Source organism: Methanocaldococcus vulcanius M7 (genome assembly GCF_000024625.1).
GTDB lineage: Archaea > AGJL01 > Methanococci > Methanococcales > Methanocaldococcaceae > Methanocaldococcus > Methanocaldococcus vulcanius.
In genome coordinates this window covers 683,511-701,939 of record NC_013407.1, presented here as the reverse complement: position 1 = coordinate 701,939, position 18,429 = coordinate 683,511, and the positions used below count along the sequence as shown (strand labels likewise).

Genomic DNA, 18,429 nt, shown 5'->3' with positions numbered 1-18,429 from the left:
AAATTTAATGATATTCCATCCAAGACCTTCACCAATAGCTGCTGCAATGTATCAACTTAGGGACTTAGGTGTTGATGCTATAATTTTACATGGCCCAAGTGGTTGTTGTTTCAGAACTGCACGACTTTTAGAGTTAGATGGAGTTAGGGTTTTTACAAGCAATATTGATGAAAATGCCATTGTTTTTGGAGCTTCAGAAAACTTAAAAAAAGCCCTGGATTATGCAATTGAATATTTAAAAAGAGAATTAAATAAAGAACAGCCAATGATCGGTATCGTTGGAACGTGTGCGAGCATGATTATTGGAGAGGATTTATGGGAATTTATAGATGATGATAGAGCAACAATTATCCCAGTTGAAGTGCATAGCGGTAGTGGAGATAACACAGTTGGGGCAATAAAGGCAATGGAGTCAGCTTTAAAATTAGGCATTATTGATGAGAAAGAGTTTGAGAGACAGAAGTTTTTATTAAAAAAAGCGACAGAGGTTGAAAAAAAGAGGGGAATGGCAAAGAAAGAATATATAAAGCCAAGTTATGATGATGATTTAAATGAAGCAATCAACGTATTAAAAAATTTAAAAGAAAAAAATGGAAAAATAGCATGTGTGTTGAATGCTAAGAAAGAGACCGCCTATTTATTTGCTCATCCTCTAATTGTATTAAATAAGTATTTTAACTGTATAAATATTGCAAATTTGGATATAAATAAAGGACTTCCAAAGATAAGGAAAGATGCACAAAATATATTAAAAAGGTTTAATGTAGATTATACTATCGGAGGTTTAGATGAGTATGCAATAACTGGAGAGAAGGCAGTTGAAATATTAAAAAATTTGGATGTTGATGCAGTTATTGTCTCTGGTGTTCCTCACGCTTTACCAATTGAAAAAATAGACAAAAATATAATAAAGATAGGTATAAGTGATGGACCAAGAACCTATCATCCAATAAAGGAAATTTATGATTATGCAATTGTTGAATTAGATGCACATGCAAAGGTTTTAGGAAAAAGAGATATTGTTAAGTCAAGATTTGGAGAGATTTTGGATTATATGTTAAGAGGCACTGCCGAGCATTAGCGAGGCAATACATGCATAGGAGCAAAGCTCCTATCAGATGAAATCCTACGGATTTCATTACTCGCCCATGGGCGATTACTATACCTCAGAGTGGGGCTTCACTTCGTTCAGCCCCACTGTAATCTAAGAGGCATTTACTTCCGTTAAGAAGTAAATGCATCCCGGGTATCCCAATAGGGCGGAGCCCTATGGAGAGACATTGTTAAGTCAAGATTTGGAGAGATTTTGGATTATGCATTAGAATAAAGTTAGGGATTATATTGATCTATAAAAATTTTTGGTGATAATAATGGAGAAACCATGGGTAGAGAAGTATAGACCAAAGACATTGGATGATATTGTTGGACAGGATGAAATAGTAAAGAGATTAAAGAAATATGTTGAAAAAAAGAGCATGCCGCATTTATTATTTAGCGGACCTCCAGGGGTTGGAAAATGCCTAACAGGAGATACAAAGGTTATTGTGAATGGAAAAATTAGAGAGATTGGAGATGTTGTTGAAAAGATAAGCAATGGAAAATTTGGAGCAACTTTAACCAACAACTTAAAAGTTTTAGGAATTGATGAAGATGGAAAAATCAGAGAGTTCGATGTGCAGTATGTTTATAAAGATAAAACCAACACTTTGATAAAAATAAAAACCAAAATGGGTAGAGAGTTGAAGGTAACTACTTATCATCCTTTATTAATAAACAACAAAAATGGAGAAATAAAATGGGAAAAGGTAGAGAACTTAAAAGTTGGAGATAAGTTAGCAGTTCCATGTAATATTATTTATAAAAAAGATGGTTTTGTCTTTAAAGATGAAAAATTAAAAGGAAAAGGTTTAATTATAAATGAAAATATATTAAACTATTTATCAGAAAAATTAAATTTAGATGTTGATTTAGGTAGAGATGTTTTAAAAGAAATTCTCTACAAATTAGAGTCAATAGATGGCAATATAGATGATAAGTTAAGGGATGCAATATTATATCTTATATTCTTACATGAAAATCAACTATATTGGGACGAAATTGTTGAAATTGAACAATTAAATGGTGAATTCACAATCTATGACTTACATGTTCCAAAATATCACAACTTTATAGGTGGGAATTTACCAACTATACTGCATAATACAACCGCTGCTTTATGTTTAGCAAGGGACTTATTTGGAGAAAATTGGAGAGACAACTTTTTAGAACTAAACGCGTCAGATGAAAGAGGGATAGATGTAATTAGAACAAAAGTTAAGGACTTTGCGAGAACTAAGCCAATTGGGGATGTTCCATTTAAAATTATATTCTTAGATGAGAGTGATGCATTAACAGCAGATGCACAAAACGCTTTAAGAAGAACTATGGAGAAATATTCAGATGTAGCTCGTTTCATCTTGAGTTGCAACTATCCAAGCAAGATCATTCCTCCAATTCAATCAAGATGTGCAATATTTAGGTTTTCTCCATTAAAAAAGGAGGATATTGCCAAAAAGCTCAAAGAGATTGCTGAAAAAGAAGGTTTGAATTTAACTGAGAGTGGTTTAGATGCAATAATCTATGTTTCTGAAGGAGATATGAGAAAGGCAATAAATGTTTTGCAGACAGCAGCAGCTTTGAGTGATGTTATAGATGATGAGATTGTTTATAAGGTCTCATCAAGGGCAAGACCTGAGGAAGTTAAAAAGATGATGGAATTAGCTTTAAATGGAAAGTTTATTGAAGCAAGGGATTTATTGTATAAGCTTATGGTCGAATGGGGAATGAGTGGAGAGGATATATTGAATCAGATGTTTAGAGAGATAAATAATTTAGATATTGATGAAAGGAAGAAGGTTGAGTTAGCAGATGCTATTGGAGAGACCGACTTTAGAATAGTTGAAGGAGCTAATGAGCGAATTCAGTTGAGTGCATTGCTTGCCAAGATGGCTTTAATGGGAAAGTAATTTAAGAGGTATTGTCGAGCGTAGCGAGGCAATGCATCCCCGGGTATACCAATAGGGCGGAGCCCTATGGAATGAAAGAATTCAGTTAAGTGCTTTATTGGCTAAGATGGCTCTAATGGGAAAATAGATTTTTAAATTTATTTAAATTTGACAACTTTACTTTTTTCTTTTTTTTTATTTTCCATTTTGATATAAGTAAAAAAGAAGTATATAAAAATCTTTTAAATTAATATGTGTTTTGGAATTATTTATTGTTATAAGAGTTTAAACATTGAGGAATAAGAAAAACATTTTAATGGTGAAGTTATGAACATACTTTTAATGGGCGGAACTAAGGATAGTGTTGAGATTGGAAAAAATATTAAAAGATTAGAGGAGTTGTGTGATCTATTTATTGTTTATACCTCTACTACTGATTATGGGGGTAAGTTAGCTGAGAATTTTGCCAATGAAATTATAACAAAGCCCTTAGATAAGGAGGAATTAAGGGAGGTTTTAAAAAAATATAATATAGATGTTTTGGTTGATGCAACTCATCCTTTTGCAATAAATGCAAGTAAAAATGCTATTGAAGTTTGTAAAGAACTCAGAATAAAATATGTTAGATTTGAACGAAGAGAGGAAAGGATAGATCATCCAAATGTTATCTATGTTAAAGATTTTGAAGAAGCTGCAAAATTGGCTAAAAACGCAGGTAGAGTTTTTCATATGGCAGGGATTAAGAATTTAAAGACGGTTGTTGATATTGTTGGAAAGGATAAGGTTGTAGCGAGAGTTCTTCCAATATCTGTAAGTGAAGCATTAAAGATCTTACCTCAAAAACATATTGTTGCAATGTATGGAACGTTTTCTAAGGAATTAAATAAATATTTAATAAGGGATTATAAATGTGATGTAGTTATAACAAAAGACAGCGGAGAGAGTGGGGGCTTTAAGGAAAAGGTTTTTGGAGCGTTGGAAGTTGGAGCACGTGTTATTGTGATTGAGAGACCGGTGATTGAGTATCCGATCTGTTTTAAAGATGTGGAGGAATTGGTTAATTTTATAAAAACGTTGAGTTGTTAAAGTTGAATGAGTTAAAGGGGTTAATATGTCTCTAAAGAAGGATAGTTTTTATATTCTGATGGCAAATATTTACTCTAAGGGGATGGCTTATTTATTTTATTTCATAACTGCTTTTTTATTGGGAACCGAAGAGTTTGGGATATTAAAAGGTATTCTTCCTATCGCTGATACGTTAACCATATTCTTCTCTTCAGGGGTTCCTCCCGCAATTGCAAAGTTTTTAGCGGAAGAAAAACATCCAAATATAAGAAAATATTCATCAATATTTTACCTAATGCTAATCTTATCTATCGTAGGATTTTTCATAAGCCCATATATCAAGTATATTTTAGGAGGGTATTATCTAACTCTTCCCAATATTCTTTACTTTGCTGTGGGATTGTGTATTATTTCCTCAACGTTAATAGCGTTTTCGAGAGGAATTTTGCAAGGTTTATTGAGGATAGAATATTTATCTCTCACATGGATTGTGGAGTATACAATAAAAGTTGTATTTGTATTTGTTCTAACATTATATCTTGGTGTTTTTGGAGCTTTGATCTCCGTGTCTTTGGCTTATTTAATTGGTGGAGTTTTTGGCTTGTATCTGATCTGTCGATCATTAAATATCTCAAACGTTTTATACTTGTTTAAAATCAATCCCTCAACTCTGTTTTCAAAATTCAACTTAGATATTTTTAAATATTCAGTTCCCATTGCATTAACATCCTCTTCTTATCGTCTCTTTGGAGATATTGATAACATCATTATAATGTCTTTAATGGGTGGCTTTTGGAGTGGAATTTATGGTTACTCTTCTTTAATATCGAGGGGAGTGTTTTTATTTGCTTCGTCAGTTAGCATTCCTCTTCTTCCAAGAATATCGAAAACTAAGGATTTAGGATTGTTAAAAGAGGGCATTATACAAAATACCTTATTTTCATCAATTTTTGTTATCATATGTTTATTTTTTCCAGAAATACCCCTAAATATTTTATTTAAAGTTGTAAATCCAGAAGGAATTTTATGTTTAAGGATTTTATCCATATCATCATTGTTTATGAGCTATTATACTTTGATATCTTCTGCTCTTCAAGGGTTGGGATATGCAAAAACGTCTTTTTATATAATGGCATTTGGTTTAGTTTTGAACGTTATCTTAAACCTATTTTTAGTAAAGTTGTATGGAATAGTTGGGGGAGCTATTGCTACATTGATAACTTCGATAACAATATTTTTAATTGGGATCTTTGCAATTATAAAGATAAAATCTAATTATAATTATTAGGTAATTTCTACCTCCTATTATTACTGTTTTAATAGTTGGTATCGATACTTTCCGTTCAATAACTCGATTTTTAAACCAAGTCGTGCAGGTATCACATCTACACCAGTATTTTGGGAGATATACTCTGCTTCTAATTGAGGATTTGTCATTTTTATTCCCATATGTGTCATTATCAGTAGTTCAGGTTTTTTATTCATTGAATTTATTAGATCTATGGCATCGTTAGAGCATAGATGCCCTTTTATTCTTTCATTCTTTTTTCTTACTATGTTTGCAATTAAGATCCTTACTCCATCAAAATCTTCGATCAGTTCTGAAATAAACTCAGTATCGGATGTGTATCCTATATCCCCATACCGTGTGTAAAGCCGAAATCCGATTCCAAAGGGATCGCCGTGCTTTGTATGTGTTGCTCTTATTTTAGTATCATATAACTCTACCTCATCTTTAGGATAAAGTATTTTAACTTCTTCAAGCTTTGACTGATGATATTTCGAAATTACGTGTTCATAATCTCCAAAACCCTCAACAACTGATAAACTTCCTAAAAATATTCCTCTTTTCTTTGTCATTCCTTGTGTTATTGCTTCCACTATAACTTCTCCATCGGTGTAGTGGTCAGGATGGCAGTGGGATATAAATAACGCATTGGTTCTCCAAGGGGAGATTTTTAACTCATTTAATCGAACTATCGCACCCGGACCGGGATCTACGTGTAATCTTAACTCATCTGTATGTATTCTAAATCCTCCTGTCGCTTTTTTTTGTGTTATAGTTGCCCATCGTCCACCACCACATCCTAAAAAAATAATTTCCGCCCTCAAAATACCATCTCCTTTTAATGTATTAACTTCAAAATAAAAATAGTTGGCGAACTATTAAATCTTTTTTACCCAATGGTTGTTAAAAAATATCTGAATGATAATACTAAATCTGAAAATTAAAATTAATATGGCATTAAATATAATACAATATAAATATTAAATATAACAACACTATATGCAAATTTTTCTATACAAAAATAACTCTAAAAATTAAAAAAATAAAAACTTAAAATATTAAAAACAGATATGAGCAGATCTTCTCCTCTTTCTCTTTTCTTTTATTTTTATTTTTATTTTTCTTTGAAGATTACATTATCAAATGTTCCATTTACATAGAGTTTTATGTAAGGGTAGGTTATAACCATTGCAGTAGCGTTTTTTGGAGGAATTATCGTATAAAACACTGTAAGGTTATTCCCTTTTTTTGTTATATTTAGGATTTTTATAACATATCCAGATGTGGGCATTTCTCCAAGATTTATAACGATTACTGTTTTATTGTCAAGATAATAGAAGTAGTTATCCCTTTCTTTACTTCCAAAAGATCCATATGCAAGAATTTCATAACTTAGATTTTTTTCCTCAGTTTGAAGAGTTTTTGTTTCTATGTTTATGTTAGTATGATTTAAATTTAAATCTGTTATGTTTGTTTTATTAACTTTATCAATGTTAATGGTGTTCATTGTATTTATCTCCATATTATTTGTTTTTGTTTCTGTGCATCCACATATTAAAAGAGATGCTATTATTAAAAGGCATATTATAATATATAAATTAATATTAACTTTGATTTTTTTATTTGGGTTTGTTATATCGTTCACGTTGATTTTATCAACCTCATGTTTCATTTTCCGAACCTCCTCTGCCTTCGTTGATAGTCCCTAACTGCCCTTAAAAAATCAATTTTTCTAAATAGAGGCCAGTAAGTATCACAGAAGTATAATTCTGAATAAGAACTCTGCCAAATTAAAAAATTGCTTATTCGTTCCTCCCCTGAGGTTCTTATAATAAGATCCGGATTTGGAAACGGTAAATTCGCAGTATATAAATGTTCATCAATCAATTTTTTGTTAATGTCTTCTGGCTCGATCTCCCCTCTTTTAACCTTTTCAGCTATTTTTTTAATTGCATCAATAATCTCCTGCTGACCTCCGTATGCAATTGCTATATTTACAAAGAATTTATTGTAATTTTCCGTCTTTTTTTCAGCATATTTTATAGCTTTTTGGACGTTTTTCGGTAATAGGTTGATTCTTCCAATGGCTCTAACCCTAACTTCATATTTGTGTGTTTCTTCGTCATCAGCAATCTCATAAAATTTCTTTTCGAATAATTCCATTAATTTATTGACTTCCTCTTCAGATCTTTTAAAATTTTCAGTTGAAAATGCGTAGAGGGTAACTACTTTTATCCCAAGGTCTCTCGACCATCTAAGAACTTCTCTAACTTTCTCAGCTCCTAAATAGTGCCCATAATACTTATCCTTTCCATATATCTCAGCTGTTCTCCTATTTCCATCCATTATTATTGCAATATGTTTCGGAAGATTGTTTTTGTCTATTGATTCTTCTAAGATATTTTCATATATTTTCAATACTCTTGATTTATCCAAAATTTTATAAAAATCGAGCATTATTCTTTTCCCAATGCTTTTTAACGTGTTTATACTTCCCAAAATCCTCACCTTTTGTAGTTTGCCATTCTAAAATAGGAAAATCATCGTGAAAATTTAGGTTATTTTATTTTAAAGTTATTAAGTTTAAATATCTAATATAGATTAAAAGATTAAAAGGGAGTTGATATTCTTTCTTTTGTTAGTAGTTATCTGGTTTGTTTTAATGTTATGCTATATTATAATCTATTAATTATCTTTATTTTTATTTAATATTTAATTATTTTACGTTTTTAATATTTTTGTTATCCGTCATCTGATTTAACATAACATACTTATTTTACATTTATTTTGTATATTCAAGCAAGGTGATTAATCAATGTTGGTAGTATTCATTTATATTGGGTGTTCGACGTTCATTCAATTATAGTTATTTGATTTTTTGATAATACTAACTAATATTTTGTTAATTTTCCATTCTTAACATTAAGATCGTGAAGAAATTTAATAGCATTGTAGTATCGTCTCCAATCTGCATTTCTACTTGTATCAATAAATTTTACATTTTTTTCTGAGAGAATTATTGCTCCACATCCTGAAACTCTACAAACAAGGGCTAAGCATCTGAATATTAAATTTCCACTTATTCCATCCATAGGGATTATTATATTATATCCTTCTTTTAAATACTCTTCTATTAATATTCCCCTATGATCTATCTCTAAGTTCTTATTTTTTTTCTTAATATGGTTTAATACCAATTCTGCTTCCAATATAGTCCGATCTACTGTTTTACTTCTCCCTAAATCTCCTAATCTCCCACCAGAAAGAAGAGCAACTTTTGGCTCGATTCCAACAGATCGCAAAAAATTTGATGCAAGGTTTATTATTTTTATTTTATCTTTTACTCTTTCTTCCTCTTCTTCTGAGATGTCATCAATCCCTACAGGAGAGAGTAAAAATATATCTCCTGTAAATGGATTTTTTAATATTGAAGTCCGATAAAATTTCCCGATTTTTGATTTTAAATATGGAATAACCTTTGATGAAGGAAGAGATCCCCTCACTGCACCTTCTATCTCTCCACGAATTAACTTATCCACTAAACGTTTAGGATCTCTAATTAACTCTATATCTATCCCCTCTTCTTCTAACTTTTCCACTGCTTTTAAAATTTCATCCTTATTCTCTCCTAATCCAATAGCATACATTTTTAACCCCTTAAAATTCAACTTTTATCCCTAAAATACTGTCTTTTCCTTTTAATATATCTTCTGCAATTATTGCACCACCAATGGCCCCACTTTCTCCATATAAAGAATAGATCCTTGCATTAATTAGTTCTTTTAATCTTCTTGGAATATCTATTGGAGATCTTAGGGTTCCAATAGATCCTGCTAAAACAACATTCTTTTTATTTTTATTTGTTATTAAAGGAAGTAATCCATTTATTTCCATTGAAACACTTAATATTAAACTTTCTATTGCTAATTTGCAGTTTTTATTGGTATTGTATTTATCTATTATTGTTTTTTTGGTATCCTCCACTCCTTCATAAATTTTTGCTATCTTAACAGCCCCTGCCTTTGAAAATGCGTCATTTGCTGTTATTTCTCCAGCATCTATTTTTCTAATCATCTCTAAATCAATAGGCCCATGTAAAATTCCAATTGCTCCAATACATGCATCAAAACCTCCAACGATAATTCCATTTCTTATAAGCAGTGTTACGGTGTTTGAAGAGACATCTGAAAGGACAAAATCATTAAATCCAAATTTTTTATGAGCGTAGTAGGCAATTGAAACCTTCTCCGGAGATGCAATATGGGAATACAACGCTCTAAATCTTTCATCTAAACATTCAATTCCTCTATGCAATCCTGGTATAACTACTGTCTGAATTCCTGAATCTTTGATCTCATCATAAACTTTTGTTCCTCCTCCAATTTTCTCCCCTGCTCCTTCTACGCTTAAAACTCCTCTGTTTCTAACTCTTTCTATTGGTAAGATTTTATCTATACCATCTCCCATGGAATATGTTAAAGCGATTAGATCGATGTTTTCTAGTGGAATATATTTCTTTAATTCTTCTAAATAAGATTTTTCTTTAAGTTCTGTTCTTTTTAGTTTAAATATTATCTTTTTTCCGTTATTTTTTATGCATGTTGTTATTCCAGATGTTCCATGATCTATTCCTACTGTTATCATGCAAATTCCTCCACATCAATCTTGTTTATTGATTCTGATTACGCAAATTTTATATAACTTATTGATTATCCTTTTTATTAATATTATACATTAGAATGTTGAGTTTATGATAATTTTAAGATTAACCAAAAATAATTAACAATAAATTAAAATTAAATGGAGAGTCAAATGTGATAGCTTTTAACGATTAAAGGGGTAATTATGGACAAATTTGATACATTTCTATCAATCTTTTTAATATTTATCTTCTCTTTCGTATTTTTGCCCATCGTTTATATGATCTTAAACCCAGGAGATCTATCTCAACTACTTGATAAAGAAGTTATCGAAGCGTTTAAGACAACACTACTGGCTGGGGTTGTCGCTACGTCAATAGCGTTAATCTTTGGAATTCCCACTGGATATATCTTAGCAAGGCATGAATTTACATTTAAAAATTTTATTGAAGCAGTTTTGGACTTACCAATGGCTATTCCTCACAGTGTTGTTGGGATTATGATTCTATCTTTTATTTATGGTGTTGATTTTATAAAATTTATTGGAGAGTATATAGTTGACAACTTTTGGGGGATTGTTGTTGTTTATCTTTTTGTTGGCATTCCTTTTATGATCAACAGTATAAGAGATGGCTTTTTAAGTGTTGATGAAGAAATAGAATATGTTTCGAGAACTCTCGGAGCTTCTAAACTAAGAACATTCTTTGAAATTTCTATTCCGTTAATAAGAAATAATATTATTTCTGGAACTATTTTAAGTTTTGCAAGAGGAATTAGCGAAGTTGGAGCCCTGTTGATCATTGCATACTATCCAAAAACTGTTCCTATCTTAATCTATGAAAGATTCATGAGTTTTGGATTGAATGCCTCTAAACCCATATCTGTTGCAATGATCGTGGTAAGTGTTGTATTATTTGCACTTTTCAGAATGTTTGGGACAACAAATCGTAAAGATAAAAGAAAATAAAAAATAGCAAACAAAGGAATAGACAAAGTTCATCTAATATACTAAAATACAAATATAAGCTATTAGCAATACAGTTATGTGAATTACTATTAAATTCAAATTCATTTGCGTAATATATAAATAATCGCGAGTAAAATCTATCATTATCGATCATTATAATCTACTGACTTAATTAAATTTGAATAATCTAATAGGTCAATTTAACTTACTGATTTAGATACAGGCAACTTTATCAAAACAATTATTTATCAAAATTAACAAGTATTTAAATGAAAATTAAATAAAAGTTTAGGCCTTTTACAATATAACGGGTGGTGCTCAGTGGAACAGTTTGTTGATATAATAAAAGATGCCCTTGTAGTAATCGCTTCTTTTGGAATTATTGTTGCCTCATATCGTCTCTGGGTAGAAAAAGACAGAAAAAATATGATATATGCACGAATTCATATATTGGGAGTTATCGACTGCGCATGCTTTTTAATTTTTCTTGCTCTCGGAGAAACGTTATTAGCGTTTGTTTATTTAATATTGGCTCCATTTTTAGCCCATGCAATAGCCCACGCAGCATACAACGATAAACTTCCAGAATAATAAATAAAACCAAATATAATATTACCAACTATCTTCTATCCATTATTTTTTATTTTTATTTTTTCAAAATTTTAATTATTAACTCTAACTATTTAATTTGTATATCCATATTTATAGTTGTAATAATAATTAAACCTTTAACTAAATTATAACTTAATGAACCAATCATATGAACTATTTATAACCCAAAAACAATAATAAGAAAAACTACTTACAAACATTAACAAACATTAATAATAAATAAATCGAAGCACAAATTCATAATAAAGTTATTTAAAGTCAATAAAACGAATGTGGAATCATGACTGCATTGATAATATGTGAAAAGCCAAGTGTTGCTAAAAAGATAGCTAATGCTTTAGGAAAACCAAAGAAAAAAAGCATTGATGGAGTTCCATACTATGAATTAGAAAGAGACGGGAAAAAAATTATAGTGGCAAGTGCAGTCGGGCATCTCTTCACCTTGGTTGAGAATGAAAATAATGAATTTGGAAAATATCCTATCTTTGATATAAAATGGGTGCCTGCAAGTGTTGATAAGGGAAAAGAATATGTTAATAAATACATAAAGGCATTAAAAAAACTATCAAAAGAGGCAGATGAATTTTATATAGCAACAGATTGGGATATTGAAGGGGAGTTAATTGGTTATCATGCGTTAAAATACTGCTGTGGAAGAGAAAAAGCAAAGAGAATGAGATTCTCATCCTTAACAAAAAAAGAGATAGTTAAGGCATTTGAAAATCCAGATGAGATTGATTACGGCTTAGTTGATGCAGGAGAGAGTAGGCATATTTTAGATTGGTATTTTGGTATAAATCTGTCGAGAGCTTTAATGAATGCTATAAGGGCTGTGAATAGATGGAAAACGATGAGTGTCGGAAGAGTTCAAGGTCCTGCATTAGCGTTTTTAACTGAAAGAGAGTTGGAAATTAAAAAATTTATTCCTAAGCCATACTGGGTTATTGAAGCACTATTAAAAGATAATTTAAAAGCTATTCATGAAAAGGAGAAATTTTGGGATGAAAAAGAAGCAAAAAGTGTTTATGAAAAAATAAAAGATGAAAAATCTGCCAAAGTTGTTGAAATAAAGAAGACAAAAAGAAGGATAAAGCCACTTCCACCTTTTGACTTGGGAACTTTACAGAGAGAGGCATACAGTTATTTTAAAATATCTCCAAAGGAAACGCAAGAAATTGCTCAAAGATTATATGAACGAGCTCTGATCAGCTATCCAAGATCATCAAGCCAAAAACTTCCAAAAGACAGAAAGTATTTGGAAGATATTTTGAATATAATAAAGAATCATCCAATTTATGGAAAATGGGCTGAGAAAATATTAGAGAAGAATTTAAAACCAGTTGAAGGTAAAAAAGATGATCCAGCACATCCAGCCATACATATAGTAGATATTCCAAAAGAAGAACTTTCAGAGAAAGAGAAGAAGATTTATGATTTAATTGCAAGAAGAACTTTATCTGCTTTCTGGGATAATGCAGAGAGAGAATATTTAAACGTAAAAATTGACATTAAAGGAGAGAAATTTAAATTATCTGGTTCAAGAACCGTAAAAGAGGGCTGGCATGAAATTTATTACTTCCCAAAATTTGATGAGATTGAATTGCCCCCATTAAAGAAAAATGACATAATTAAAGTTGAAAAGATAACAATAACAAGAAAAGAAACACAACCACCAAAGAGATACACTGTTGCAAGTATAATTAAGGAATTAGAGAAAAGAGGGCTTGGGACTAAATGTTTAACAGCAAAGACATTAATTAAAGTTAAAATTGATAATGAAATCAAATATATGGAGATTGAGAAATTATTTGAGTTGTTAAATGAAAAATATAAAGAGAAAAATATTGAGTTAGCAGTAAATAACAAAGACATAAAATGTTTCTCATTTAATTATAAAGATGAGGTTGAGAGCAGTTTTAAATTTATAAGTAGGAGAAAATTAGAGAAGGATGAGAGCGTCTATAGAATCGAATTTGAAGATGGTAGTTTTATTGAGGCAACAGAAGAGCATCCAATTTTAATATATGATAACGGAGATTTTAGATACGTTAAAGCCAATGACTTGAAAAAAGGTATGAAAACTATCTCATTTACAGATAATAAAGATTTTATTACAAAAACAATCTCAAATATTAGAAAAATCAACTACAACGGATATGTTTATGATATTATCAACTCAGAATATTTAAACTTTATTGCCAACAACATAGTTGTTCATAATTCAACAAGGGCAGAGATCATAGACAAATTAATAAAAAGGGGCTATGTTGTTGATGACGGCTCTTTAAAAGTAACTGATTTAGGGATTTCAGTAATTGAAACACTGAAAAGGTTCTGCCCAGAGATTGTTGATGAAAAGATGACAAGGGACTTAGAGGAGAAGTTGGAAAAAATACAGTTTAGAAAGATTAAAAAGGATGAGGTTTTAGATGAGGCAGAAAATAAATTAAGGAAAATATTAGAAGAGTTTAAAGAAAAAGAGGAAGATGTTGGAACCTATCTTATTAAAAACTTAGATGCTACAAACAAAAAAGCAAAAATCGTTGGGAAATGTCCTAAATGTGGAGGAGATCTAATCTTAATAAGACATAAAAAGAGCAGGTTTGTTGGCTGTTCTAACTATCCTGAATGTGATGTAAACTATTCCCTCCCAGATAAAGGTAGAATAAAGATTCCAAACAAAGTTTGCAATGCCTGTAAATCTCCTATTTTAAAAATTGGAGATAGAGAGATATGCATAAATCCAGAATGTCCTTTAAAGCAGGTAGAGATTAAAGAAGAAGATAGGATTTGCCCAAAATGTGGAGCTGAATTAATTTTAAAGAAAGGGGTCTATGGAGCGTTTTATGGTTGTTCAAACTATCCAAAGTGTAAATACACAGAACCAATAAATAAAAAAGAAAAAGAGATCGTAGGAAAATGCCCAAAATGTGGAGGGGACTTGGTTGTTAGGGAAGGCAAGTTTGGAAAGTTTATTGGTTGCTCTAACTATCCAAAATGTAAATACACTGAAAAACTAAAAGAGAATGAAAAAAAGGAAAATAAAAAAGGAGAAGATAAAACATAAAATACAAAAAAATAAAAATACGGTGAATTAAATATGGCAACAAAACTGTATGTTGATTTTGGGGGCTATTCAGCAATAGAGAAAGGGAATTTAATTATCCCAAGAGAGAATATTTTAAATAAAAATGACTTTGATGACATTGAGATTGGAGAGGTTGTAGATGTTTATTCAAAGAGAGGAAAATTTTTAGGTAGAGGTTTTAAAAATCCAAGAGAAGTAAGAATAATGACTTTGAGAAAGGAAGATTTAGATGAAAATTATATAAGGGAAAAGATAATTAAAGCAAACGAATACAGATTAAAATTAGGATTTAAAGACACATATAGGATGGTTTATACTCAGTCAGATTGGCTGAACGGCTTAGTTATCGACAAATACAACGACATAGCAACAGTTCAGATATTTAACTATGGTATTGAGAAGATGAAAGATGTCGTTGTTGAAACTCTTTTAGATTTGGGAGTTGATAGCATATACGAAAAAAGTTCTGGGAGAAATAGGAAGAGGGCTGGATTGCCGGAAGTGGAAGGCATATTAGCTGGAGAGAAAACAGAAACCATTATTAAAGAGGGAGAGGCAAAGTTTAAAGTTACCTTTGATGGGCAGAAGACAGGTTTTTTCTTGGATCAGAGGGAGAATAGGTTATATCTTGAGAGGTTTATAAAAGAGGGGGATAGGGTTTTGGATGTATGCTGTTATACTGGGGGTTTTTCTGTTCATGCAGCTATTAGAGGGGCAGAGGTTGTTGGAGTTGATCTATCAAAAAAAGCCCTAAAAACTGCTGAGGAGAATATGGAGTTAAACAATATTCCAAAGGATAAATATGAGTTTATAGAAGGGAATGCATTTAAAATTATGGAAGAGTTTATAGAAGACGGAGAGAGGTTTGATGTCGTTATATTAGACCCCCCTGCTTTTGCCCAATCAAAGAAGTCATTAAAGTCCGCTATTAGGGGCTATCATATGTTAAATAGGTTGGGAAGTAGGTTAACGGATAGGATGTTGATCACTTGTTCCTGCTCTCAGCCAGTAGAGCCGGATGCTTTTAAAGCATTAGTTATAGATGCCTGCTTAAAGGCAAAGAAATGGGCTAAAATAGTAAGATATGGTTCTCAAAGTCCAGATCATCCTATAACTTCCAAAGGGACTGAATATTTAAAGTGTTTATTTTTAAGTTTAGAGTGTATTTAGTGATTTTAAATTTTATAGATATAGATTAAAAGATAGTATTATTGATCATTTGTATTATTTTTATTCTTGGTGAAATTATGAAAGTTATAGGTAAAATTGGAAAAAGTGGCAATATAAAAATTGATGAAAAAGCGAAATTTCCAATAATTTTGGATAACATTGCGAAAAAGGCAGATATTGCTGAGGGAAAGAGAGCAGTTGAAGATATTATAAGAGTTATTTATAGACATCAACCAATATCAACAAAAAAGATCGCTCAAAAGACGAGGTTGCCTTTACCAATAGTGGCTAAGGTAAGAACGCTCTTAGAAAGAGAGAAAATGTTAAAAAGAACTAATAGGGGGGCTAAACTAACGGAGTTGGGAATAAAATTTGCTGAAAATTTTTTAAAATTAAAACATAAGAGATCTCTAACTTGCGATAAATGCAAAGGTAGAGGAATTGTCTTAGATGAGTTTTTTGAAAATATTTTAGATAAGGTTAAAGTTTGGGCAGAAAAAAGACCACTGGTCGATACTTCAATAGATCAATCGTTTGCCACACCTGAAACTGCAACATATAGAACTGCGTTAATGTATGAGAGAGGGGATCTTGAGGGAAAGAGGATTTTATTTGTAGGAGATGATGATTTAACATCTCTTCCAACTGCTTTAACGCACATGCCTGAGGAAGTTGTAGTGGTTGATATTGACGATAGGATTTTAACCTTGATAAATAAATTCTCAAAAGAGGAAGGAGTGGAGATAAAAACCATAAAACATGATTTAAGAAAACCGATTCCAACATCTTTGAGGGGAAGATTTGATGTGATCTCAACGGATCCTCCTTACACCACTAACGGATTGAAGCTGTTCTTATCAAGAGGGATCGATGCGTTAGGAAAGGATGGGATTGCGTATCTCTCCTATTCCCACAAACCAATAAATGAGTGGCTTTTAGTTCAGAAAGCTATTACTGATATGGGATTTGTTATATCTGAGTTAATTCCAAACTTCAATTATTATGAGGGTAGTGAGATCATTGCCAATACAACATTCATTGCAAGATTAATCGGAAGAGATTTAAAGCCCGTTATTGGTGATACAGAGAACATATACACGGGCTTAGTTAAACCAGTTGTAAGGTATTATAAATGCCTAAAATGTGGAAAGGTTTATAAAGTTGGAAAAGATATTAAAAAAATTGAAGATCTGGTTTGTAGTTGTGGAGGAAAGAAGTTTAAGATGATAAAAAGAGAGAAGATAAAGGAATAATAACAAATAAATAACAAATAAAAGTTAATGATAACAATAAAGTTTGATTAAAGAATGTCAACATCATCATCACTTGGTATGTATCTTCTTAATTTTTTTCCAGGTCTTAGGCCATATAATAAAGCCCTATCAGTATAATTTAAAATTAATGGCATTAATTCCTCTCCTTTAATGCGAAGGTGCCCTTTTGAACAACTAACTTCATTAAAGTTTTCAACATCATCAATCCTAATGTTTTTTCCAAAGATTATTATTGGAACGCTCTCTCCTGAGTGTATCAGCCCCCCAACGGAAGGTGTGGAATGATCAGCAGTGATCACCAATAGATCATCTTCTCTGAGTTTTAGTTTTCCAATAGATTGATCTATTTTTTCAATAACTTTTACTTTATTCATTGGATTTTTAGTATGGGCAGCTTCATCTGTATCTTTTGTATGAAGATGGATAAAATCATAATCCAATTCTGGAATTAAATCTATTCCCTCTTCAAAACTGTTAATTCTTATGAAATCCATACCTAAAAATTTAGCCAGCCCTTTAAAAAGAGAACTTTGTGCCAATATAACCGAACTTATTCCCCATCTTTCTTTAAAATCTTCAACTTTTTTATATCTTGATGCCCACTTTGTTAGTAAAAAGTTTGCAGGCATTTTTTCAGATTTTCTTCTTTTTTTGTTTATTTTATGGTTTTCTAATATTTTATGCACATTTAATAAATACTTATTAAGTGCTTTTGCAGTATCTTTCGCTTTGCTATACTCAACTTCTCCATTGCATAATTCTTTTATTGGTTGAACTTTCATAACATACCTATTTTTATAAAACGGGTCTGAATCAGAGATTTTATCAGAGATCCATCCATTTCTTTCTTTTATTTTTAATATAAAGTGAACATCAAAAGAGTAAAATAGTTCAAACTCATACCCATCTATACAAGTCGGTAATTCTTTAATGAGTTTTTCTATTTCTTCTTTATCTATATCTTTCGTTCTTCTATCTACTACCAAAAATCCCTTATCATCTTTTTTCACAAAGCCCAATGATGCCCTTAAATATATTGCATTATTCTCTATCTCGATATTCTCTCCTAAGGCCTCTATAACTCCTCTTCCTGGAAATTCATGTAGCGAATACCCCCACAGTAGGAAATGAGCAACTTCTGTTCCTAAGGGGATCCCTTCCTTGTAGGGAGTTAACAACCCACACATTCCTTTTTTAGAGAGTGTATCAAGATTTGGTGTCTTAGCATACTGTAAAGGGGTTTTATTATTTAAAATTTCAGAAGATCTGTCTCCTAATCCATCTAATAGTATTATAATCGCTCTCATTGTATCCCTGGATTAATTTGATTAATAATTTGAT

Annotated in this window: 15 protein-coding genes; 9 read left to right on the top strand and 6 right to left on the bottom strand. The window is 31.2% G+C overall.

All coding sequences use genetic code 11. From position 1 onward, the window contains the following. Positions 1–7: 7 nt before the first annotated feature. The 4 genes from cfbD (at position 8) to METVU_RS03600 (ending at position 5,337) form a co-directional block, all read left to right on the top strand. Complete coding sequence (gene cfbD, locus METVU_RS03615) at positions 8–1,081, top strand: Ni-sirohydrochlorin a,c-diamide reductive cyclase catalytic subunit (protein ID WP_015732814.1); 1,074 nt, start codon at positions 8–10, stop codon at positions 1,079–1,081. Between the two features lie 289 nt (positions 1,082–1,370). Further along, the gene (locus tag METVU_RS03610; protein ID WP_015732813.1) at positions 1,371–3,005 is read left to right on the top strand and encodes a replication factor C small subunit; all 1,635 of its coding nucleotides are present in this window, start codon (positions 1,371–1,373) and stop codon (positions 3,003–3,005) included. Between the two features lie 306 nt (positions 3,006–3,311). Continuing rightward, complete coding sequence (gene cobK / locus METVU_RS03605) at positions 3,312–4,070, top strand: precorrin-6A reductase (RefSeq protein ID WP_015732812.1); 759 nt, start codon at positions 3,312–3,314, stop codon at positions 4,068–4,070. Positions 4,071–4,095: 25 nt separating this feature from the next. Then, positions 4,096–5,337 (top strand): flippase, encoded by a 1,242-nt coding sequence (locus METVU_RS03600; protein WP_015732811.1) that lies wholly within the window; start codon positions 4,096–4,098, stop codon positions 5,335–5,337. A 20-nt stretch (positions 5,338–5,357) separates the two neighbouring features. Here METVU_RS03600 and METVU_RS03595 read toward each other — a convergent pair whose 3' ends face one another. The 5 genes from METVU_RS03595 to METVU_RS03575 all read right to left on the bottom strand — a co-directional run bounded on the left by METVU_RS03595 (position 5,358) and on the right by METVU_RS03575 (position 9,981). Next, on the bottom strand, positions 5,358–6,161 hold the full coding sequence (locus METVU_RS03595) for an MBL fold metallo-hydrolase (RefSeq protein WP_015732810.1): 804 nt from the start codon (positions 6,159–6,161) through the stop codon (positions 5,358–5,360). Positions 6,162–6,451: 290 nt separating this feature from the next. Next, complete coding sequence (locus tag METVU_RS03590; protein WP_015732809.1) at positions 6,452–7,009, bottom strand: protease complex subunit PrcB family protein; 558 nt, start codon at positions 7,007–7,009, stop codon at positions 6,452–6,454. Continuing rightward, the gene (uppS, locus tag METVU_RS03585) at positions 7,006–7,794 is read right to left on the bottom strand and encodes a polyprenyl diphosphate synthase (RefSeq protein WP_015732808.1); all 789 of its coding nucleotides are present in this window, start codon (positions 7,792–7,794) and stop codon (positions 7,006–7,008) included. Before uppS ends, METVU_RS03590 begins: the two co-directional genes overlap by 4 nt. Before the next feature lie 434 nt (positions 7,795–8,228). After that, a complete protein-coding gene (gene mtxX, locus METVU_RS03580) occupies positions 8,229–8,984 on the bottom strand; it encodes a methanogenesis marker protein Mmp4/MtxX (protein WP_015732807.1) in 756 nt (251 codons plus the stop codon). A gap of 10 nt (positions 8,985–8,994) precedes the next feature. Then, complete coding sequence (locus METVU_RS03575) at positions 8,995–9,981, bottom strand: methanogenesis marker 12 protein (RefSeq protein ID WP_015732806.1); 987 nt, start codon at positions 9,979–9,981, stop codon at positions 8,995–8,997. A gap of 201 nt (positions 9,982–10,182) precedes the next feature. Between METVU_RS03575 and wtpB the strand changes: the two genes are divergently transcribed. The 5 genes from wtpB (at position 10,183) to METVU_RS03550 (ending at position 17,067) form a co-directional block, all read left to right on the top strand. Further along, positions 10,183–10,944, top strand: a complete 762-nt coding sequence (wtpB, locus tag METVU_RS03570) for a tungstate ABC transporter permease WtpB (RefSeq protein ID WP_015732805.1) — start codon at positions 10,183–10,185, stop codon at positions 10,942–10,944. Between the two features lie 321 nt (positions 10,945–11,265). Then, the gene (locus METVU_RS03565; protein ID WP_015732804.1) at positions 11,266–11,535 is read left to right on the top strand and encodes a cation:proton antiporter; all 270 of its coding nucleotides are present in this window, start codon (positions 11,266–11,268) and stop codon (positions 11,533–11,535) included. Positions 11,536–11,836: 301 nt separating this feature from the next. Then, positions 11,837–14,623 carry a DNA topoisomerase I gene (topA, locus tag METVU_RS03560; RefSeq protein WP_015732803.1) on the top strand — a complete coding sequence of 929 codons (2,787 nt, stop codon included), beginning with the start codon at positions 11,837–11,839 and terminating at the stop codon, positions 14,621–14,623. A 33-nt stretch (positions 14,624–14,656) separates the two neighbouring features. Then, positions 14,657–15,814, top strand: coding sequence for a class I SAM-dependent rRNA methyltransferase (locus tag METVU_RS03555; RefSeq protein WP_015732802.1), 1,158 nt, complete (start codon positions 14,657–14,659; stop codon positions 15,812–15,814). A 77-nt stretch (positions 15,815–15,891) separates the two neighbouring features. Then, the gene (locus METVU_RS03550) at positions 15,892–17,067 is read left to right on the top strand and encodes a bis-aminopropyl spermidine synthase family protein (RefSeq protein WP_015732801.1); all 1,176 of its coding nucleotides are present in this window, start codon (positions 15,892–15,894) and stop codon (positions 17,065–17,067) included. A 47-nt stretch (positions 17,068–17,114) separates the two neighbouring features. Here the strand turns inward: METVU_RS03550 and apgM are convergent, their stop codons facing one another. Next, positions 17,115–18,395, bottom strand: a complete 1,281-nt coding sequence (gene apgM, locus METVU_RS03545; RefSeq protein WP_015732800.1) for a 2,3-bisphosphoglycerate-independent phosphoglycerate mutase — start codon at positions 18,393–18,395, stop codon at positions 17,115–17,117. Positions 18,396–18,429 lie beyond the last annotated feature (34 nt).